The sequence below is a fragment of the Sulfitobacter sp. HNIBRBA3233 genome, from assembly GCF_040149665.1.
GTDB lineage: Bacteria > Pseudomonadota > Alphaproteobacteria > Rhodobacterales > Rhodobacteraceae > Sulfitobacter > Sulfitobacter marinivivus.
Genome location: NZ_JBEFLP010000001.1, coordinates 116779 through 137096, shown reverse-complemented (window position 1 = coordinate 137096; position 20318 = coordinate 116779). Strand labels below are relative to the sequence as shown.

The following is a 20318-nucleotide window of genomic DNA, read 5'->3' as shown; positions in this document are numbered from 1 at the left end:
GCGATATAGGGTATTGTTTTTTCGCCATGGTGCGTGCGTTTTCTGGCGCGGCCGGGTTTGCTGCGTTGACAAAGCGACGCGGTGGCAGTGATTGTCGTGCAAAACGAATGACAGGCATCGAGGGCAGACCCCATGAAAACAAAGATACTCAGCCTCGTGCTGGTGGCGGGATTGGCCGCGTGCAGCGGCGGCAACCCGTTTGACGAAGGCACGACGGCCGAAGAGGAAACACCGGGGACACCCACGGACGGAGAGACCATCGGTGACGGTGAAGGCACCGGGATCAACCGCGACGGCATCCCCCCCGGAACCGTTTCGCCCTCGCCGGATTCGTCGCTGTTTCGCGCCGAGGCCCGTTCGGAGAGCGAAACCGGCATCGATGCCGGTAACGGCTATGCCACCGGCATCACCTACAACAGCCGTAACGATACCTTTACCGTCGACAACATCGCCTTCGACGGCGACCGGCCTTACGATCGTGGCACGCGCGTCAGCAGCCTGAACCGCGGCGAGTTCGCGGTCTACGAAGGCCCCCGTACCGCGACCGATCCGGTGACCGGCGAAGAAGTGGACCAGTTCGTTTACCGCGCGATCTATGGCGTCAGCCGCAACCGTGTGCGCGCCGCCGACGGCACGGTCACCGACGTGCCGACCACGCAATTCGCGATCGTCCGGACCGGTTCGTACATCGACTACGGGTTTGGCGGTTTCATCTACCAGCGTGACACCGATGTGTCGCTGCCCAACAGCCTTCAGGCGCGTTTCAGCGGCAAATCGGCGGGTCTGCGGGATTACGCCGGACGCGCGGGTCTGGAGTATTCGACCGCCGATGTCACGGTCGATGTCGATTTCGAGGATTTCAACGATGGCGAGTCCATCCGTGGGGACGGTGTGAAAGGGCGCGTGTTCAACCGCCGTGTCATCGACCTGAACGGCAATGACATCACCGCCGCGATTGCCTCGACGATCAGCGAGGACGAAACCTCGATCCCGGACGCGATTTTCGAGGTCGGGCCTGATGCGCTGGACAACAACGGCGATCTGATCGTCGATATCCAGAGCCAGTCGGGCGGTGACGTCTACGAGGAAGGCAAGTTCTACGCCATCGTGTCGGGCGACGCACCGGACGAGATCGTGGGCGTTTTCGTGCTGGAGACACAAGGGACACAGCGGACACGCGACACCGGCGGCTTTATCGTGTACCGGGACCCTGCTGTACGGCCATGATCCATCACACGATCCGGCGTGTCGGGTTTGCTTTGGGCGTTGCGGCATGGGTCGCGGCGCCCTTTGCCTATGCGCAAGATGCCGGCCCTCTTCAACTGAGCCCCGCGCAGATGCAGGAGGCGGCCAAGCTGGCCGCCCAGAGCGGGGATATGGCGCGGGCCGTCGCCTTTGCCGACGCGCTGCTGACGCGCGACCCGCAGGATGTGAACGCCCATCTGATCCGCGCCTACGCGCTGCGCGCGCAGGGCCGCTATGCCCCCGCACAGGAGGCGGCGCGCAGTGCGTGGCGGCTGGCCGGGAGCGCAGAACAGAAATACAACGCGGCACTGGTGATGGCGCAGGCGCTGTCGTCGGACGGCAAGCGCACGCGGGCGCAGTTCTGGCTGCGCCGCGCGGTCGAGCACGCACCCTCCCCCGGGCACGCGCGCCGCGCCACGCGCGATTTCAAATACGTCCGCCAGCGCAACCCGTGGCAGACGCATCTGTCCTTCACGCTGGCCCCCAATTCCAACATCAACAACGGCTCGTCGCGCGATAGCTTTCTGTCGGATTCCGTGCTGGACAGGCTGGTGGGGGGCGGCCCCACGGTGCGCGAGATCAACCCGGAAGCGCAGGCGCTGTCGGGCATCGAGATCGGCGGTCAGGTCCAGTCGCGCTACCGGTTCGCCCAAAGCGAGCGGCGCGCGCATGACCTGCGCCTTGGCCTGAGCTATCGCACCTACGCGCTGTCGCAGGACAGCAAGGATCAGGTGCCCGACGCCCGCGGGCGCGACTATGCCTTTGGCAGCGCCAGCATCGGCTACGGGTTCAAGCATCTGCGCGCGGACCGGCGCGGCGAGCTGTCGCTGGGGGTCGATCTGGGGCAGACATTCTACGGCGGCGCGCGCTATGCCAGCTTCCTGCGCGGGCATGCGGATCAAAGCTATTTCGTCGATCAGCGCACCAAGCTGCGCTTCGGTCTGGTGGCAGAGGTCGAGAACGGCCAGCGGGTGTCGGACAGCGAGAGCGTGAGCGTGAGCTTCGGCGTCGACAGGGCCCTGAGCGGCGGCAGCGGGGTGCATCTGGGTCTGACCGTGGCGGACCAGAAATCGCCCAACGCGCTGCATGAATACAGTCTTGTGCGCCTGCGCGGCGGGTATCTTCTGGGCCGCGAGGTGATGGGCGCACAGGTGCAGATCGGCCTCGGGGCGGCCCTGCGCGATTACGATGTGCATCTGCTGAGCGTGGACGGGCGCCGCGACGTGGAGATCTCTTTCGATGTGACCGCGACTTTCCGCGATATCGACTACTACGGCTTCACCCCGCAGGTCAGCCTGACGGGAGCCAAGACCAATTCGAACATCGGCGTCTACGACAGCAACCGTCTGGGCCTGAACATCGGGATTGTCTCGGCTTTTTGAAGTCGCGAGGCCCGGCGGCGGCTCGACAGGGGCGCGCGGCGCGCTAGGGTAGCGATCAGTTCAATTACGATCAAAGGAGCCCAAGATGCCAATCGAATATCTGCACACGATGGTGCGCGTCAAAGACCTGGAAAAGTCGAAAGCGTTCTACGAAATGCTGGGACTGGTGGAACGTCGCCGGCTGGAGAACGAGGGCGGGCGGTTCACGCTGGTGTTCATGTGCCCCCCCGGACAGGACGATGGGCGCGCGGACGTGGAGCTGACCTATAACTGGGACGGCGACGATGCCCTGCCCGACGACAGCCGCCATTTCGGGCACCTCGCCTACCGCGTCGATAACATCTACGAGATGTGCCAGAAGCTGCAGGATGCGGGCGTGACCATCAACCGTCCACCGCGCGACGGGCATATGGCCTTCGTGCGCTCGCCCGACAATGTCTCGGTCGAGCTGTTGCAGGCCGGTGACAGCCTCGAGCCGCAGGAGCCATGGGCGTCGATGGAGAACACGGGGCACTGGTGATCCGCTCTGCGATCCTTTGGGCGGGGCTGTCACTGGCAGCCCTGCCCGCTGCGGCACAGGAGTGCCGGCTGGCGCTGGCGCTGGCCATAGATGTGTCGAGTTCGGTCGACGCGCGCGAGGATGCGCTGCAACGTTCGGGCACGGTGGCGGCCCTGACCTCGCCCGAGGTGACCGAGGCCTTCTTTGCCTCGGACCTGCCGGTGGCGCTGGCTGTTTACGAGTGGTCGGGGCGCTACAATCAGGAAATCATCCTCGACTGGCGGATCATCGACAGCCGCGCGGCGCTGTTGTCAGCCGCCGAAACCGTGGCGCAGTCGAAGCGCAGCCACAACGATTTTCCCACCGCGATGGGCTATGCGCTGGGGTTCGGCGCCAAGCTGCTGGAGCGCGCGCCCGATTGCCTGCGCAAGACGCTCGACATGGCCGGTGACGGCCAGAGCAACGAGGGCTTCCCGCCCGCCAATGCCTATCGCGAGTTTCCCTTCGACGGGGTGACGGTGAACGGGCTGGTGGTGAATGCGGCGGATTTCGAGGGCGAAGTCGGCCTGATCGCGTTCTACCGCCGCGAGGTGATGTTTGGTCCGGGCGCTTTCGTGATCGTGGCGGACGGGTTCGAGGATTACGAGCGCGCGATGCGCCGCAAGCTAGAGCGCGAACTGGCCCCACCCGCCATCGGATCACTGGGAACCGACGCGGAGACTGCCGGGTGATCCGCGCAGCGGCCATGGCGGCCTGCCTGCTGCTGGCGCCGGTGGCGGCCACGGCACAGGACTGCCGGCAGGCGCTGGCGCTGGCGCTGGATGTCTCGGGGTCCGTGGATGCGCGGGAATACCGGCTGCAGCTGGACGGGGTGGCGCGCGCTCTGGGCAGCGTGGCAGTCCGTGCGCGCCTGCTGGAGCAGCCCGAGGCGCCGGTTGAGTTGCTGGTCTTTGAATGGAGCGGCCCGCAGGACCAGCTGACGCTGGTCCCGTGGACACGCATCGACAGCGCCGCCGCGCTGGAGCGGGTGATCGAGACACTCGGCACCGTGGAACGGCGGGCCGACGCGACGCCCGGAACGGGCCTTGGCGTGGCGATGAGCGTCGGTGCGCAGCATCTGGCGCAACGCGCGCAATGCGTGAAACGCACGCTCGATATTTCCGGTGACGGCAAGAGCAACCTTGGCCCCCGTCCGCGCCATGTCAAACCCCTGCTGGAGCCGCAGGGCATCACCGTGAACGCGCTGGTGATCGGCGCGGACGACGCCGCCATCGGTGACGCACGGCAGGCGGAGATCGCCGAGCTGGTGCAATATTTCAGCGCCGAGGTGATTCTGGGGCCGGAGGCCTTCGTCAAGACGGCGCTGGGGTACGACGGCTATGCGGAGGCGATGGAAGCGAAGCTTCTGCGCGAGCTGGACGTGCTGGTTCTGTCCGCCCGCTGAGCGGTCACTCAGGCGTGTCTGTCGCCCGGGCGCGCAGGGTGATAGGAGATGGCGCAGTACACCCTTTCTACCGGAGCCTTGAGATGACCCGCCTGCCCCGCCGCCAGTTCGTGATCCTTGCCACCGCTGCCGCCGGTGTCTGCGCCTCGGGCTTGAGCGCGCGTGCGGACGAGGCCACCCGCGTCTCCGTCAACCGCGCCGGTCAGGCGATCGACGGGTACGACACCCGCGCCTACTGGACCGTGGAGGCCGCGCGCGACGGGACGGACGCGCATCAGGTGGATTGGAATGGCGCGATCTGGCGGTTTGCGACGCCCGAGGACGCGGCGGCATTCGCCGCCACACCCGACCGCTTCGCGCCACGGTTCGGCGGGTTCTGCACCCGCGCAATGTCCATGGGCCGCTTGACAGACGGCGACCCGCAGGTCTGGCGCATCCACGACGGCGCGCTGTACCTGTTCGCGGCACCGAAGGGCGGGCGGGTGTTCGACAAAGACCCCGAGCCGATGATCGCGCTGGCGCGTGCGGAATGGGAGACGCTGGGCCGCGTCTGACCGCGCGCTGCGGCTGATCCGCGATCAGTAGATATAGCGGATCTGGTCGGTCCAGTACCGTTCGACCCGTTTGAGCGATGCGGTGATGTCCACCATACCGTCCACGCCCAGAACGCCGCGGTCCTGCAATCCTTCGGCGTGACGGGAGAAAAGCTGCTGGACCACGGTGCGGATCTGGCGGCCCTTTTCGGTCAGGCGCACCCGCACGGACCGGCGATCGATCTCGCAGCGCTGGTGGTGCATGTAGCCCATTTCGACCAGCTTCTTGAGGTTGTAGCTGACGTTGCTGCCCTGATAGTAGCCGCGGGTTTTCAATTCACCGGCGGTGACTTCGTTATCGCCAATGTTGAACAGAAGCAGGGCCTGCACCGCGTTGATTTCCAGCACGCCGACGCGTTCGAATTCGTCCTTGATCACGTCCAGAAGCAGCCTGTGCAACCGCTCTACCAGCGACAGCGCCTCAAGATAGCCAACCATGAAGCCGCGATCGCTGGTCAGGCCCGGCTCCACGGACCCCAGCACATCAATGCTGTTCTGTATGCTCATACTACTCTCCGACTCTTATTTGTTTGCGAGCCGGAGATTGCCTGTAAAATCAGAACATTTGGTTAAATGCCAAGGGGTTTGAGAGAGGTGCCTGTCAGGTGCGCGCGGCAGCGATATGGGCGCGGATATCGCCGATCATCGCCCCGTAGCGGTCGTCCGGTGCGGTCTGGCCGGTGACCCACTGGTAGAGATCGTGATCGTTCTCGTTCAGCAGATCGTCGTAGAGGTCGAGATCGGCCTCGGACATGGCGGACACGCGGTCTTCGGCGTAGGCCTGCAGGATCAGGTCCATCTCCTTGATCCCGCGGCGCATGGAGCGCATCCGCAGCCGTTTCTCGCGGGTCTCGCGCGGCTCGTTTGCGGGGGGCTTCGGCTGTGGCATCTCAAGCATCGAAGGGGGCTTTCATCATCTGGCGCAGCCGTTTTTCCAACTGGCCGAGGCGTTTGGAGGAGGCTGTCATTTCGAGGCGGATCTTGTTCAGTTCGGCAAGCAGGTCTTCGGCGCCATCGGGCAGAACCGTCTGGTCCGCAGGCGCATCGAGGCCCTCGCCCTCGCCGTTGATCAGCCACATCATCGAGACATTCAGCACCCCCGCGAGGGTTGCAAGACGATTGGCGCGCGGCTCGGAGGTGTCGTTTTCCCAGCCCTGCAGGGTCGCCGTGCGCACACCCAACCGGCGCGCCAGTGCGCTTTGGTCCATCTGAGCAGCCTCGCGCGCGGCGGCCACACGGTCGCCGAAAGTGGCTACTTCGGGGCTGTACCAGTCTGTCTGCTGTTCGGTCTGGGTCATGGGTCGTCTCCTCCGGTCGCGGAATCGCGCTTGTATGGGTGGGGATTGTCCCCGTATTGAGGGCGTACGAACAGATATAGATCATAGAGGTCGAAATGAAACTCCTTTCCGAAACACTCGCCCGCGTGAAGCCGTCCCCGACCATCGCGGTGACCACCAAAGCGCAGGAGCTGAAGGCCGCCGGGCGCGACGTGATCGGGCTGGGCGCCGGAGAGCCGGATTTCGACACGCCGCAGAACATCAAGGACGCCGCCATTGCCGCCATCGCGGCGGGCAAGACCAAATACACCGCCGTCGACGGCATCGCCGAGCTGAAGCAGGCGATCTGCGCGAAATTCAAGCGCGACAACGGGTTGGACTATGAACCGGCGCAGGTCAGCGTGTCTTCGGGTGGCAAGCAGGTGCTCTACAATGCGCTGGTCGCCACGCTGAACCCGGGCGACGAGGTCATCATCCCCGCGCCCTATTGGGTCAGCTACCCCGACATGGTGCTGCTGGGCGGCGGCACGCCGGTGGTCGTGGAATGCCAGATCGAGCAGAATTTCAAGATGACCGCCGCGCAGCTTGAAGCGGCGATCACACCGAAAACAAAGTGGCTGATCTTCAACTCGCCATCGAATCCCACCGGCGCAGGCTATTCGCGCGAGGAGCTGCGCGCGCTGACCGACGTGCTGCTGCGCCACCCGCATGTCTGGGTGATGACCGACGACATGTACGAGCATCTGGCCTATGACGATTTCGAATTCTGCACACCGGCCGAAGTCGAGCCGCGGCTCTATGACCGCACGCTGACGGTCAACGGCGTCAGCAAGGCCTATGCGATGACCGGCTGGCGCATCGGCTATGCCGCGGGCCCGAAGGAGCTGATCGGGGCGATGCGCAAGGTGCAGTCGCAGTCCACCTCGAACCCCTGCACGATCAGCCAATGGGCGGCGGTGGAGGCGCTGAACGGCACGCAGGAGTTCATCGCGCCCAACAACGAGATGTTCGTGCGGCGCCGCAATCTGGTGGTCGAGGCGCTGAACGCCATCGACGGCGTGACCTGCCCGGTGCCCGAGGGGGCGTTCTATGTCTATCCGTCGATTGCGGGGCTGATTGGCAAGACCTCCAAGAGCGGCACCCGCATCGACAGCGACGAGGCATTCGCGACCGCGCTGCTGGAGGAAACCGGCGTCGCGGTGGTGTTCGGCGCGGCCTTCGGGCTGAGCCCGAACTTCCGCATCAGCTATGCCACGTCGGATGCGGCGCTGACCGAGGCCTGCGCGCGGATTACGGCGTTCTGCACCGATCTGAAGTAGGCGCCGGGCGCGGGAGGGGAATTTTTTCCTTTTCCGCGAAGGGCCTCTGGCCTACACCGGTGGGCAGGCGAGACAGGGGCACTTCGACCGATCATGGCAGGCACGCTTCCAGAATATTTCTTCCGCGTGCGTGAAAATGGCGCTTTCGTGTTCCGGATCGATACCGAGAACCGTCAGCGGCGGATCGAGATGGACCAGATCGCCGTGGTCAACATGCGCAACGGCGAGATCAAGCCGCACGGCGACCGTGTGCTGTCGGAAGCGGATGTGGCGGAGATCAAGCTGTGGATGGAAGACCGTGCCGCGACGCTTGCGCGGCGCGACATCGACGACATCCACCGCGCCATCGACCATCTGAACCTGACCGCGCAATGGGCGCAATCGCGCGCGACGGACGAACAGCTGGAAGCGGTGACCGACCGGTTGCTGCTGGCCATGCACGATCTGCGCAGCGTGCTGGTGCGCAAGAAGGCGGACCGGCTGACGCGGGAGTGAGCGCTGGCGTGCAACCGCGTCCCGGGGCGGTCGTTGCAGGCTGCGGGAATGAGTTTAAGGGCAAAATGGAGACGCGCGGGGACGCCCCTTTCAGGCGGCTTGCGCGTGGTGCAGACCGGGCAGGACCGTGCGCCAGAACCGCGCGTTGAGCAGGACCGCGGCGACGCCCAGACCGATGCCCAGCCCCGCCCAGACTCCGATCCCCTCATACCCCAAGACGAAGCCGAGCACGTAGGAGCACGGCACGCCGATCACCCAGTAGCTGACGGCGGCATATACCATGGGCACGGTGGTGTCCTGAACCCCGCGCAGCACGCCTAGGCCGATGGCCTGCGCCCCGTCCACCAGCTGGAACAGGCCTGCCATGAACAGGATGCCGACGCCGATGCCGAGGATCTGCGCGCGCGCCGGATCGGTATCGAGAATGAAGATGCCGATGAAGAATTCGGGGTAGAGAAAGAAGAAGGTCACCGTGACGACCGAGAAGACCAGCGACATCGCCGTGACCACCCCTGCCCCGCGCGCCAGATGGGCGCTGTCGCGCCGCCCGAGGGCGTTGCCCGCGCGCACGGTGGCCGCGTTGCTGAGGCCGAGGTGCACCATGAAGGTGATCGACGCGAGCTGCACCGCGATGCCGTGGGCCGCGAGCGGCACGGTGCCGAGCCAGCCCATCATTACCGCCGAGGCCGCGAAGAGGCCGACCTCGCTGAGCGAGGTGATCGAGATCGGCCAGCCGAGGCGGAAGACGCGGGCGAACATCTCCCAATCGGGGCGCCAGAGGCGGCGGAAGAGATCGTGCTGCGGCAAGGCCACCACCGCGTAGACGACAACGCCCACCAGTGACACGATCTGGGTGGACAGCGAGGCAAGGGCCGCGCCGCGCAGCCCCAGTTCCGGCGCGCCCCAGTTGCCGAAGATGAGCGCGTAGTTGACCAGTGCGTTCACCACCGCGGCCAGCACGGTGATCCACAGCACGACCTGCGTGCGCTCCAGCGCGGCGAGGTAGCTTTTGAGCACCATCACGAACAACGCAGGGATGATCCCCCAGCCCGCGACCGTCAGATACAGCGCGGCATCCGCTGCGACCTCTTCCTCCTGCCCCATCAGGCGCAGGATCGGCGCCGAGAAGATCAGCAGGGGCAGCACGCAGAGCCCGAAGCCGAGGCTGATCCACAGCCCCATGCGGGTGGCACGGCGGATCGAGACTTCGTCCCGCTCGGCCTGGAAGGTGGCGACCATGGGCATCACCGCCCAGGCAAAGCCGGACCCGAAGATGAAGAGCACGAAGAAATAGGTGGCGGCGAGGGTGACGGCGGCCAGCGCCTCGACGCCGTACCAGCCGAGCATGACCGTATCGGTCACGCCGATTGCCATCTGCGCGAGGTGGCCGCCGATCAGCGGAAGGCCCAGCACCGCGATCGCGCGCGCGTGGGCAGGAAGGGTCATGGTGGGATGCATGCCCTTCCCTTAGTCGCAATCGTGCGCCGTCACCAGACAGGAATTGTACCGGAACAATCGCGGCCGGGGGCCGGCGCCCCGGCGCGTGTGTGCCGTTACGTCAAGCGGATTGTCCAGTTGATGCGCGCGCCGCGATGCGCCTAGGCTGGCGGCATGAAGATGAGCCCCCCTCTGACCGCGCGGACCGCACCGTGAGCCGTGAAAATCGCATAGATCTGGTCACGCCCTACGCGCCCGCGCTCGCCGCGCGGCGCGGCCCTTACCCCGTGGGCGTGCGCACGCAGCGGATCGTGCTGCACGATCAGCCCGATATGGGCAGCGGCCAGCAGGCGGGACTGGACCGCCCCCTGACCGTGGAGCGCTGGTACCCGGCTGCCGAGGGTACGCAGGCCGGCGGCACATATGACACGCTGCTGCGTGACGGTGTGCGCCGCGCCACGCTGCACGGGCGCGCGGTGCGCGATGCCGACGCAGCCGGAGGGCGGTTCCCGCTGGTTCTGATCAGCCACGGCTATCCCGGCAACCGCTACCTTATGGTGCATCTGGCCGAGAGCCTTGCCGCGCGCGGCTTTGTCGTGGCTGCCGCCGACCATGCGGGCAGCACCTATGACGCGCCGGATGATTTCGGCATCACGCTGCTGCACCGCCCTCTGGACCAGATGGGGCTGATCGATGCGCTCTGTGCCCAGGCCGGAAAGTTGGGCATCGACGAGACCCGCGCCGGCATCATCGGCTATTCGATGGGCGGCTACGGGGCGTTGATCGCCGCGGGCGCGGGGCTGGCGCGCACCGCGCTGGATTATCCACGCGCGCCGCGGGGCGGGATGCTGGCGCGGCATCTGGCAGGCTCGGACACGCACGCGGCCCTTGCCGACAGCCGGTTGCGCGCGGTAATCGCCATCGGCCCCTGGGGCGGGCTCTATGATATGTGGGACGCGCAGGGGCTGGCGGGGATCCGCGTGCCCACGCTGGTCATGGCGGGCACGCAGGATGACGTGTCGGGCTATGCCGCGATGCGCGGGCTCTACGAAGGGGCCACAGGCGTCGCGCGGCATCTGCTGAGCTTTCACCGCGCGGGCCACAACGCCGCTGCCCCCTATCCGGCACCGGCGGAGAGTTGGGACATGTCGGATACGCTGGGATGGCCGCCCTTCCAGCACTACGCCGATCCGGTCTGGGACAGCGTGGTGATGAACAATATCGCGCAGCATTTCGCCGCTGCCTTCATGGGGCGGCACCTGCAGGAGGACGCGGACATGGAGCGGTATCTGACGCCCGCGATGGCGGGCTTTGCCGAGGGCACCGCCGCGGGGCTGACATTCGAGACCCTTGGGCCCTGACAAGGGGCCAGCACGGCGGACAACACACAGCGGGAGGGACGCAAGCGATGGCGGCACATTGGACAGAAACGGTCGAGCTGAACGGAGAGGCGTTCCTTGTCCGCCACTGGGGAAACAAGGACGCGCCACGGCTGCTGATGCTGCACGGCTTTCCCGAATATTCGGGCGCGTGGAACGATCTCGCGCCCCTGCTGGCCGAACGGTTCCACTGCATTGCACCGGACCAGCGCGGATACGGGCAAAGCTGGCGGCCCGCAGAAGTGGACCAGTACAAGACCGCGCTGCTGGTCTCGGATCTGGTGGCGCTGATCGGGGACGAGCCGCTTATCGTGTTGGGGCATGACTGGGGCGCATCGGTTGCCTATGCGCTGACCATAGGGCGGCCCGATCTGGTGGAAAAGCTGATCATCCTGAACGGCGTCCACCCTGCCCCCTTCCAGCGCGAGCTGGCCAAGGGCGGCGCGCAGACGGATGCATCGCAGTATATCCACTTCCTGCGCCGCGAGGGATCGGAGGATATTCTGGCGGCGGATGATTTTGCCAAGCTGATGGGCCTGTTTTCGGCGCATATGGACATGACCTGGCTGAAGGGTGAAACGCTTGCGGGCTACAAGGCCGCGTGGCGCGATGCGGCGGGCCTGCGCGGGATGGTCAACTGGTACCGCGCCTCCCCGCTGAAGATCGGTGGCCCGGGAGAGGCGATCGAGGGGCTGAACTTCGACCCGCAGCGCTTGCAGATCCGGTGCCCGCACCTGCTGGTCTGGGGCTCCGACGACACCGCGCTGCTGCCCCAGACCACCGAGGGGCTGGAAGACTACGCGCCCGATCTGACGCGGGTGGAGATCCCCGGCACCGACCACTGGCTGCACCACCAGAAGCCACGGGAGGTGGCGCGCGCGATCCTCGACTGGCTCTAGCCTGCGGGCGGTGGTGCTTGTCCTTCGCCTGCCAGCCCCCTAAAGCTGAGCACGAAGCAAAAGCGAGCACCCGTCCAGATGACCAGCACCCCCACATCGCAGTTCACGGGCTACGCCGCCGCCTGGATCATCGTCTTCGTCTGGTCGTTCTGGCTGGTGGTGAGCCGGATCGCGGAGAATTCGGGGCTGACCATCTATGACCTTGCCGCGCTGCGCTACGGGCTGGCGGCGGTCGTGGCGCTGCCCTTGTGCCTCTATTACAAACCGTGGCGGGGGATGGGCCTCGGGCAGATGGCGGTTTTGTCCTTCATCCTCGGGCCCTTGTATATCCTGTGCGTTTTCGGCGGGTTCCTTTTTGCCCCTGCCGCGCACGGAGGCATTTTCATGAACGGAATGCTGCCGATCTTCGGCATCGCGATCGGGATTGCCGTCTTCGGGAACCGGCCCGGCCTGCGGCAGGCGGTGGGCGCGGTGATGATCCTCGCCTCCGCAGTCGTGCTGGTGTGGGACGCGGCCCAGATCAGCGGCGATGCAGTATGGGTGGGTGATGCGCTGTTCATGGTGGGGGCGCTGTTCTTTTCCGTCTACGTGATCCTGTCGGAGCGCTGGCAACTGGGCGCGATGCAGATCATCTTTTGCGGGACGATCATCAACGCGGTGATCTATCTGCCGGTCTGGGCGCTGTTCCTGCCGTCTGGGCTGGCCGATGCGCCGACGGGGCCGTTGCTGTTGCAGGCCATCTATCAGGGGTTCGTGCCCAACCTTGCGGGGCTGTTGCTGATCGCGCATGCGTCGCGGCGGATCGGGAATGCCAATACCTCGTCCATCCTTGCGGCCGTGCCGGGAATGGGGGCGGTGCTGGGCGCACTGATCCTTGGCGAAGGGATCGGCCCCATCGGCATCGCGGCACTGGGCATCCTGACGCTGGGCCTGCTGATCAGCGTCAGGCGGCGCAAACCCCTGACGCCGCCCACGCCGGTCTGACGCCTACTTGCGGGTGCGGGTGAACACCATCTTCTGCTCGTGCAGGTTCTCACGCTCGCCCATCCACGCATAGGCCAGCAGCGCGGGTTCACTCTTGCCCACGGTGATCCGGTGCAGATGCTCCGGCGGGTTGTAGATCATCGAGCCGGGCACATAGACGCCCGCGTGATTTTCCGACACCGCGCCGGACAGGATCACATAGCTTTCGGTGATGCCCTTGTGGGCATGGGCGGGATAGGTACATCCCGGCGCAAAGAGCACCACGCCAAGGATGATATCCTCGGCCACGACGGGGCCGCGCGTTCCCGCGAGTTCGGCGTAGGCATAGTTTTGCGACAGCCCCTTTGGCACCTTTTCGTAGCCGTATTGCCAGCTGAGATCTTCTGCCACCGCGTCAAGCGCGCGCACGGCGGGGGCGAGGCTGGCCGTGCGCCCCTCGTCCAGCGCGCGGCGCAGATGGGCCGTCACCGGTTTGACCGCACGCGGCTGCAGGCGCACGTCGGCGTTGCGTTTGAGCAGACGCGCGATGGCTTCGCGGACGCGACGCTGGTGGCCCGCGATCTTGTCACTGCCGCCTGCGGGGAGGTAGCGGTACAGCTCGTCGTATTCCTGAAGCATGTAGCGCCAGTTGGGCGCTGTGTTCACTGTCAGACGTTCAGCCGTTTCGGGAAGCGTTTCGGTCATGGCTCACTCCATCTGCGCTGCTGTCATCTAATCGCGAATTTGCACGAAAGAAAGCCCGTGCAGATGCGTTGCAAGCGCGCGCGCCGCCAATTCGCCCGGCTCTGCGCAATCTGGATCCGGTCGTTGAAAGTTGACGATACTCTTCTGCCGGTTTCAAGAATTCATGCGGCATTTTCACGGTATCTTAATCCCGGGCGGTGCCTATTTCCGGTTCTGGTGGATGCCAAGACTGGAGTGCGCATGGCCGCTGTTCAAAACCTGATCGAAGAACGGATCGACGGTGATGTTGCCAAGGCGATGCTGGGGCAGTCGCCCCAGTGCATCAAGCTGCTGGACCCGGACGGGGCGCTGCAATTCATGAGCGAGAACGGCAAGGCGATCATGGAGATCGACGATTTCGCGCCACTGGAGGGCACGCCGTGGTGGTCGCTCTGGCCCGAACAGTACCGGGAGACGTTGCAAAATGCCGTCCGGGCCGCCAGCGGCGGCGTGACGGTGGAGTTCGAGGCCGAATGCCCCACGGCGTCGGGCACACCGAAACACTGGGCCGTGCGGGTCAGCCCGATCAGCGGCGGAGAGCTGGACGGCATGATCATCGCCGCCTCGGAGGATATATCCGCCCAGGTTGCCCTGCGCGAGAGCCAGCTGGAACTGGAGAGCGAGAATCTGGCGCTGCGCCGCTTCGGCCGCTTTGTCGCCCATGATCTGCGCGGACCGATCCGCCAGCATTGCCTGCTGTCGGAAATGATCGTGGAGGCGGTTGAAAACATCTCGGCGTGCAGTGAGGCTTCTGGCTTTGCGACCCAGATCCACGAGTCTGCCAACAGCCTTCTGGCCCTGCTTGGCGGGCTGGAAAACCTGCACATGATCGAAACCGCCCCCGAGGAGGATCGCGTGTCCGTGCCCCTGCACCAGCTGATCGCGGAAGCGCGGGCCATGCTGGACCTTGGCAGCCTTGCCGTGCGTGTGGCGCCGCCCGCGCTTTCGCTCCATGCCAATCGCGAACAGATGGTGTCGGTCTTTTTCAACCTCTTCGACAATGCGCTGAAATACGGGAGCGGTCCGGCGGGTGCGGCGATTTCCGTCCGCGCGCGGCTGCGCAAGGACGGTCCGATTGAGATTGAGGTCAGCGATACCGGCCCCGGCTTTCCCGCCGACCGTAGGGAGGATGTGTTTCAGCCGCTCGTGCGGCAGTCGAACAGCAGCAACATCGCCGGCTCGGGTCTTGGCCTGGCACTGGTCGCGCGGATTGTCGCGGCCCACGGCGGCACCGTGGACATCGCCGGGGACGCCCGCGCAGGCAGCGGTGCCACGATACGGATTGTTCTTCCCCAAACGCACCTCCAACAGAAAGCAGAGGCCCGTCATGGCTGAAAAGCGCATCCTGATTATAGACGACAGCATGGTCGACCGCATGATCCTGAAACGGGCCTTCGGCAAACTTGCGGACAGCACCGTATCCCTCAGCGAAGTCGACAACGCCCTCGCCGCTGTCGAGGCGTTGGACGACGTCCCTTTCGACGCCTTGTTTCTGGACATCAACATGCCGGGCTACAACGGCTTTCACGTCCTGCGCGCCGCCCGCGAGAAATTTCCCAGCCCGCCGCCGCTGGTGTTCATGTATTCATCGTCAGAGCATCCCGACGATGTTTCGCAGGCCTACGCCGAGGGGGCGGATGAATATATCTGCAAGCCCAATGATCTGCTTTCGGTCGTGAAGATGGTGGCCAATTGCACGCGGAAGATAGACGACATGCTCGGCGCCGCCTGACCCGCCCTTCGACCCTGAGAGCTGCGACCGGGGCCGAACCGAGCAGTGCAAACCGCCTGTTTCCGGCAAACATCCAAGATTACTCCGGCAATCGGCGTTTTAGATGTGGATAACCGCAGGCGGCGATTGCCCCTGCGGCCCACGCCTGTAAAAATGGCCGCCAATCAAAAGCAACAACAGGCGTAACCCATGTCCGATCTCCTCTCCGGTCACGACAGCGAACCGACCGACTACGACGCGTCTTCCATCGAGGTGCTGGAAGGGCTGGAACCTGTCCGCAAACGCCCCGGCATGTATATCGGCGGCACCGACGAGCGGGCGCTGCACCACCTCGTCGCCGAGGTTCTGGACAACTCGATGGACGAGGCCGTCGCAGGCCACGCGAACCGTATCGAGGTGGAACTGCACGAAGATTTCAGCCTGACGGTGCGCGACAACGGGCGCGGTATCCCGATTGATCCGCACCCCAAATTCCCCGACAAGAGCGCGCTGGAGGTGATCCTGTGTACGCTGCACGCGGGGGGCAAATTCTCGGGGAAGGCCTACCAGACATCGGGGGGCCTGCACGGCGTGGGCGCCTCCGTGGTCAACGCTTTGTCGGATTCGATGGTCGTTCAGGTCGCGCGCAACAAGGAGCTCTACGAGCAGCGATTCTCGCGCGGGGTGCCGCTGGGGCCGGTGGAAAAGGTGGGCGCGGCCCCCAACCGGCGTGGAACCACGGTCACGTTCCACGCGGATGAACAGATTTTCGGCACCCACCGGTTCAAACCCGCGCGGCTGTTCAAATCGATCCGGTCGAAGGCCTATCTGTTCTCGGGCGTGGAGATCCGCTGGAAATCCGCCATTGACGATGGCGAGACGCCGCGCGAGGCGACGTTCCACTTCCCCGGCGGCCTGTCCGACTATCTGACCGAGACACTGGGCAAGGCCACCACATACGCCGATGCGGCCTTTGCCGGGACGGTGGATTTCAAGGAAAAGTTCGGCCAGCCCGGCAAGGTGGAATGGGCGATCAACTGGACGCCGTCGCGCGACGGGTTCATCCAGTCCTACTGCAACACGGTCCCCACCCCCGAAGGCGGCACCCATGTCGCGGGCTTCTGGGCCGCGATCCTCAAGGGCATCAAGGCCTACGGCGAGCTCAGCAACAACAAGAAAGCCGCGCAGATTACCCGCGAGGACCTGATGTCGGGCGGTTGCGCGCTGGTGTCGTGCTTTATCGCCGATCCGGCCTTTGTCGGGCAGACCAAGGACCGTCTGAGCACGGAAGCCGCCCAGAAGATGACCGAGGGCGCCGTGCGCGACCACTTCGACAACTGGCTGGCGGCGGATACGAAATCCGCCGGTGCGATCCTCGATTTCCTCGTCCTGCGTGCCGAGGAACGGTTGCGGCGGCGTCAGGAGAAGGAAACCGCGCGCAAGACGGCCACCAAGAAGCTGCGCCTGCCCGGCAAGCTGACCGACTGTACGTCCAAGGACCGCGCGGGCACCGAGTTGTTCATCGTCGAGGGGGATTCGGCGGGTGGTTCCGGCAAGGGCGCGCGCAACCGCGTGAACCAGGCGCTGCTGCCGCTGAAGGGCAAGATCCTCAACGTGCTGGGCGCCGCGTCGGGCAAGCTGAATACCAACGCCGAGATCAACGATCTTTGCGAGGCATTGGGCGTGGGGATGGGCACGAAATTCAACCTCGACGACCTGCGCTATGACAAGATCATCATCATGACCGATGCGGATGTGGACGGCGCGCATATCGCGGCGCTGCTGATGACGTTCTTCTTCACCCAGATGCGCCCGCTGATCGACGCGGGGCATCTCTATCTGGCCTGCCCGCCGCTCTACCGTCTGACGCAGGGCGCCCGGCGCGTTTACGTCGCCGATGACGCGGCCAAGAACGATCTGCTGGAAAAGGGTCTGGGCGGCAAGGGCAAGATCGACGTGCAGCGTTTCAAGGGCCTCGGCGAGATGGACGCGAAGGATCTGAAGGAAACCACGATGGACCCCACCACCCGCAAGCTGATCCGCGTGACAGTGGACGAGGACTTCCCCGGAGAGACCGGCGATCTGGTCGAGCGCCTGATGGGCAAGAAGCCGGAGCTGCGGTTCGAATACATCCAGGAAAACGCGCGGTTCGTGGAGGAGTTGGATGTTTGAGAGAGTGAAATGTAGTGCTAGTTGAATACCTAGAGCGCGTTGCGACCGAATATGTATACCAACGGGGAAAGTCGTTTTCCGAGAACGACTTTGCAAATTTCATTCGGAAAGATTTGAATCTCGAAGCCAAAAAAAGGCTCCTATTCCTTCCATTTGACCTTCAGACCAAAGCAAGTCCCGGCGCCGGAAACTGGGCGGCGGTGCCTTGGCTAGCATTCTTTGATCCTCTTGTTACAGTTTCAGCAACTAAGGGATTTTACGTCGTATATTTAATAAACGCCCAAACAAACGAAATCTATTTATCGCTCAACCAGGGAACGACAGCAGTTTACAGAGAATTTGGAGAATCTAGGGGAAAAGCCGTTTTGAAGCGCAATGCACTAAACATGGCGGATAAAATTCCCGAGTTCGCGAAAATCTTCAGCAGCGACAGCATTCAATTAGGTTCCGAGGAAGCCCTTCCAGCTGGGTACGAAGCTGGACATGTATTCGGTCGAAAATACCTGCCAGGCCAAATCAATAAGCATCAATTTTATGACGATCTCGAGAAGATTCTATACGCATATCAGGCCTTAGTCGACAAAGGACATATTAGCTCTGCAACTGAGCTTGATGTTGATAATTTTTCGAAGACAGTGGATGAGACACGCAAGTACATAGTTTCCAGAAGAATCGAAAGAAATAATAAAGTTAGAAAAGAAGTATTGCGCGCGCGCGGGAGTAAATGCGAAGCCTGCGGGTTAGATCCAGAAATACATTTTGGGTTTGAAGGCCCGATCGAAGAATTCCCCTTGGACGTCCACCATCGGACCGCCCTTTTCCAGCTAGATGAGGGAGAGACTCGCCGGTACCATATACCCGAAGATTTTTTTGTTCTCTGCCCTACGTGTCACAGAATGATACATAAGCTCGCAAAATCTGACGAACTTGAAGGGCTTAAAAATTCGATATCTTTTAGTTATCGTGTCGAAAAATAAAATTTTTATTTCTTAAAAATATACATGACCATACTTCAGAGAAGCACCGTACGGCAGGACGAAACGGAGCACTTCCTTAAATTTCCTTAAAAGATCTTACTTGATGCCTAGCCCTACTCCTGCACCGCTTCCAGATACGCGACCATATCCACGATCGCGCGGCTGGTCAGGATCGGCTGGCCGGCGGGGGTTTTCAGCGGGGTGTTCTCGCCCTCGAAGAAGTCACCGTAGACCGGCATCTCGGAGCCGTGGCTGACCAGCGGATCGCGGCCGTCGATGCGCTGCACCACCCGCAGGGTCGGAAACACACCGCCGTTGCGCGCCGCGAGCGTACTGAGCTCCGAAGGCTGCACCAGCAGCACGGGCGCCATCGGTCCGTTTCCGTCGTGCCTGACCCCGTGGCAGGTCGCACAGAATTGCGCGTAGATTTCGGCGCCCCGTCCGGCGCCCTGCGCGTGGGCCGCGCCGGCGAGTGCCCCGAGCGCGATCAGACTGAACACAAAGTATCTCATCCGCGTTTTCCTTTCCTTGTCAGACCCCCAGCCTAGAGCGCTTCGCGACCGCGCGACATGATCTGCATCAAACCGGGCCTTCCCCTTGCGTCGCTGCCGCAATTGCCAGAGGCTGGCACGACACCGACCGGAGCCTGCCGATGACCCCTGCCCTCGCCCAAACCTTCCTAGACGAGAATTTCGCGCCCTGGGTGCTGGCCCTGCGTCCGCAGGTGACCGAGATCGGGGCGGATCGGACGGTGCTGCGCATACCCATCACCGATGCCATCAACCGCACGGGTGGGATCGTGTCGGGGCAGGCTCTGAGCGCGCTGGCGGACACGGCCATGGTGCTGGCCTGCGGCGGTCACCTGGGGGAAATGGTGCCGGTGGGGACGGTCACGCTGGACACGCAGTTCCTGCGTCCGGCCAGTGGCGACAGCATCCGTGCGGTGGCGGAGGTGACGCGCGCGGGGCGCAGCATGGTCTTTGCCCGCTGCACGCTGATCGCCGATCCGTCGGGCAAGCCCGTGGCACTGGCAACGGCCACTTTCGCACGTTGATTTGACTTGCACCGCGAGGGCCATCGCCCCCTAATGGCCCCATGCGATTTGCCCTTCTGATCCTGCTGTTTCTCGCCGCCTGTGGCCGTCCGCTGACCGACAGCGAGCGGGCCTTCGCACGCGGTATCCACGGCGATACGCTGGACCTCGACGCGGTGCGGCTGGTCGAGGGCGCACCGACCCGCGCGGTGACATTCCGGCGCAAACCGCGCCCACGCACCACCTGCCGCGAGCTGATCTTTCCGCCGGTGGAGGAGGAAAAGATCGTGACCTCGAAGCCCGCCGCGATGGCGCTGTGGAACCGCGTGCTGTTCGACCGCGACTGGTTTCTGGAGGATTACCTGCCCGACTATCCCGACCGGATCGGACTGGTGGCCGCGATGCTGCTGAGCCACGAGCTGACGCATATCTGGCAGTGGCAGAACCGGGCCGTCACCGGCTATACCCCGCTGCGCGCCGCGTCCGAGCATAACCCCGGCGACGATCCCTACCTCTTCGAGCTGGAAGACCGGCGGTTCCTCGATTTCGGGTATGAACAGCAAGGCTCCATCGTCGAGGAGCTGGTCTGTTGCCGCGCGCTGAACCCGCAGGGCGCCCGCACGCAAAGGCTGCACGCGCTGGTCCGTCAGGCGATGCCGGTGGCCCCCCTGCCGCAGAGCCCGGCCTATGACGTCGGTCTGCCGTGGGACGGTGTGGATCTGGAAAACATCTGCACCTGAGCGGCTGCG

The 20318-nt window shown here is 64.2% G+C and carries 23 protein-coding genes; 17 read left to right on the top strand and 6 right to left on the bottom strand.

All coding sequences use genetic code 11. From position 1 onward, the window contains the following. Positions 1-132 precede the first annotated feature (132 nt). The 6 genes from ABMC89_RS00670 to ABMC89_RS00645 all read left to right on the top strand — a co-directional run bounded on the left by ABMC89_RS00670 (position 133) and on the right by ABMC89_RS00645 (position 5124). Complete coding sequence (locus tag ABMC89_RS00670) at positions 133-1227, top strand: class I SAM-dependent methyltransferase (RefSeq protein WP_349564162.1); 1095 nt, start codon at positions 133-135, stop codon at positions 1225-1227. Continuing rightward, positions 1224-2627 carry a surface lipoprotein assembly modifier gene (locus ABMC89_RS00665; protein WP_349564160.1) on the top strand — a complete coding sequence of 468 codons (1404 nt, stop codon included), beginning with the start codon at positions 1224-1226 and terminating at the stop codon, positions 2625-2627. The genes ABMC89_RS00670 and ABMC89_RS00665 overlap by 4 nt, the downstream gene beginning before the upstream one ends. Before the next feature lie 85 nt (positions 2628-2712). Continuing rightward, positions 2713-3147: a VOC family protein gene (locus ABMC89_RS00660; RefSeq protein ID WP_349564158.1), complete on the top strand. Its 435-nt coding sequence runs from the start codon at positions 2713-2715 to the stop codon at positions 3145-3147. Next, positions 3114-3857 carry a DUF1194 domain-containing protein gene (locus tag ABMC89_RS00655; RefSeq protein ID WP_349564156.1) on the top strand — a complete coding sequence of 248 codons (744 nt, stop codon included), beginning with the start codon at positions 3114-3116 and terminating at the stop codon, positions 3855-3857. Before ABMC89_RS00660 ends, ABMC89_RS00655 begins: the two co-directional genes overlap by 34 nt. Beyond that, a complete protein-coding gene (locus tag ABMC89_RS00650; protein WP_349564154.1) occupies positions 3854-4570 on the top strand; it encodes a DUF1194 domain-containing protein in 717 nt (238 codons plus the stop codon). The genes ABMC89_RS00655 and ABMC89_RS00650 overlap by 4 nt, the downstream gene beginning before the upstream one ends. An 83-nt stretch (positions 4571-4653) precedes the next feature. Continuing rightward, positions 4654-5124, top strand: a complete 471-nt coding sequence (locus ABMC89_RS00645) for a YHS domain-containing (seleno)protein (protein ID WP_349564152.1) — start codon at positions 4654-4656, stop codon at positions 5122-5124. Positions 5125-5148: 24 nt separating this feature from the next. On the opposite strand, the gene ABMC89_RS00640 is transcribed toward ABMC89_RS00645, so the two are convergent. From ABMC89_RS00640 to ABMC89_RS00630, 3 genes are all read right to left on the bottom strand, one after another. Beyond that, entirely contained in the window at positions 5149-5670 is a 522-nt protein-coding gene (locus ABMC89_RS00640; RefSeq protein ID WP_349564150.1) for a MarR family winged helix-turn-helix transcriptional regulator, read from the bottom strand. 94 nt (positions 5671-5764) lie between these two features. Beyond that, the gene (locus ABMC89_RS00635; RefSeq protein ID WP_349564148.1) at positions 5765-6061 is read right to left on the bottom strand and encodes an FAD assembly factor SdhE; all 297 of its coding nucleotides are present in this window, start codon (positions 6059-6061) and stop codon (positions 5765-5767) included. Then, entirely contained in the window at positions 6054-6461 is a 408-nt protein-coding gene (locus tag ABMC89_RS00630) for a helix-turn-helix domain-containing protein (RefSeq protein ID WP_349564146.1), read from the bottom strand. Before ABMC89_RS00630 ends, ABMC89_RS00635 begins: the two co-directional genes overlap by 8 nt. Before the next feature lie 95 nt (positions 6462-6556). On the opposite strand from ABMC89_RS00630, the gene ABMC89_RS00625 reads away from it, so the two are divergent. Further along, positions 6557-7759: a pyridoxal phosphate-dependent aminotransferase gene (locus tag ABMC89_RS00625; RefSeq protein ID WP_349564144.1), complete on the top strand. Its 1203-nt coding sequence runs from the start codon at positions 6557-6559 to the stop codon at positions 7757-7759. 93 nt (positions 7760-7852) lie between these two features. Continuing rightward, a complete protein-coding gene (locus ABMC89_RS00620) occupies positions 7853-8254 on the top strand; it encodes a hypothetical protein (RefSeq protein WP_349564142.1) in 402 nt (133 codons plus the stop codon). 90 nt (positions 8255-8344) lie between these two features. Here the strand turns inward: ABMC89_RS00620 and ABMC89_RS00615 are convergent, their stop codons facing one another. After that, positions 8345-9712, bottom strand: a complete 1368-nt coding sequence (locus ABMC89_RS00615) for an MATE family efflux transporter (protein ID WP_439655628.1) — start codon at positions 9710-9712, stop codon at positions 8345-8347. A 191-nt stretch (positions 9713-9903) separates the two neighbouring features. Between ABMC89_RS00615 and ABMC89_RS00610 the strand changes: the two genes are divergently transcribed. The 3 genes from ABMC89_RS00610 to ABMC89_RS00600 all read left to right on the top strand — a co-directional run bounded on the left by ABMC89_RS00610 (position 9904) and on the right by ABMC89_RS00600 (position 12953). Continuing rightward, a complete protein-coding gene (locus ABMC89_RS00610) occupies positions 9904-11052 on the top strand; it encodes an alpha/beta hydrolase family protein (RefSeq protein ID WP_349564138.1) in 1149 nt (382 codons plus the stop codon). A 47-nt stretch (positions 11053-11099) separates the two neighbouring features. Beyond that, entirely contained in the window at positions 11100-11969 is an 870-nt protein-coding gene (locus ABMC89_RS00605) for an alpha/beta fold hydrolase (protein WP_349564136.1), read from the top strand. A gap of 78 nt (positions 11970-12047) precedes the next feature. Next, the gene (locus tag ABMC89_RS00600; RefSeq protein WP_349564134.1) at positions 12048-12953 is read left to right on the top strand and encodes a DMT family transporter; all 906 of its coding nucleotides are present in this window, start codon (positions 12048-12050) and stop codon (positions 12951-12953) included. A 3-nt stretch (positions 12954-12956) separates the two neighbouring features. On the opposite strand, the gene ABMC89_RS00595 is transcribed toward ABMC89_RS00600, so the two are convergent. Beyond that, positions 12957-13637 carry a dimethylsulfonioproprionate lyase family protein gene (locus ABMC89_RS00595; protein ID WP_349564132.1) on the bottom strand — a complete coding sequence of 227 codons (681 nt, stop codon included), beginning with the start codon at positions 13635-13637 and terminating at the stop codon, positions 12957-12959. A gap of 240 nt (positions 13638-13877) precedes the next feature. On the opposite strand from ABMC89_RS00595, the gene ABMC89_RS00590 reads away from it, so the two are divergent. From ABMC89_RS00590 to ABMC89_RS00575, 4 genes are all read left to right on the top strand, one after another. Further along, complete coding sequence (locus tag ABMC89_RS00590; protein ID WP_349564130.1) at positions 13878-15011, top strand: sensor histidine kinase; 1134 nt, start codon at positions 13878-13880, stop codon at positions 15009-15011. Beyond that, entirely contained in the window at positions 15004-15408 is a 405-nt protein-coding gene (locus tag ABMC89_RS00585; RefSeq protein WP_349564128.1) for a response regulator, read from the top strand. Before ABMC89_RS00590 ends, ABMC89_RS00585 begins: the two co-directional genes overlap by 8 nt. Before the next feature lie 189 nt (positions 15409-15597). Then, positions 15598-17559 (top strand): DNA topoisomerase IV subunit B, encoded by a 1962-nt coding sequence (gene parE / locus ABMC89_RS00580; RefSeq protein ID WP_349564126.1) that lies wholly within the window; start codon positions 15598-15600, stop codon positions 17557-17559. 14 nt (positions 17560-17573) lie between these two features. Next, positions 17574-18536 (top strand): MrcB family domain-containing protein, encoded by a 963-nt coding sequence (locus ABMC89_RS00575; RefSeq protein ID WP_349564124.1) that lies wholly within the window; start codon positions 17574-17576, stop codon positions 18534-18536. A gap of 113 nt (positions 18537-18649) precedes the next feature. Here the strand turns inward: ABMC89_RS00575 and ABMC89_RS00570 are convergent, their stop codons facing one another. After that, positions 18650-19048, bottom strand: coding sequence for a c-type cytochrome (locus ABMC89_RS00570; protein ID WP_349564122.1), 399 nt, complete (start codon positions 19046-19048; stop codon positions 18650-18652). 140 nt (positions 19049-19188) lie between these two features. Here ABMC89_RS00570 and ABMC89_RS00565 point away from each other — a divergent pair, with 140 nt between their 5' ends. Together ABMC89_RS00565 and ABMC89_RS00560 are read left to right on the top strand one after the other, a co-directional pair. Then, positions 19189-19590, top strand: a complete 402-nt coding sequence (locus tag ABMC89_RS00565; protein ID WP_349564120.1) for a PaaI family thioesterase — start codon at positions 19189-19191, stop codon at positions 19588-19590. 41 nt (positions 19591-19631) lie between these two features. Beyond that, the gene (locus ABMC89_RS00560) at positions 19632-20309 is read left to right on the top strand and encodes a hypothetical protein (protein WP_349564118.1); all 678 of its coding nucleotides are present in this window, start codon (positions 19632-19634) and stop codon (positions 20307-20309) included. Positions 20310-20318: the final 9 nt, after the last annotated feature.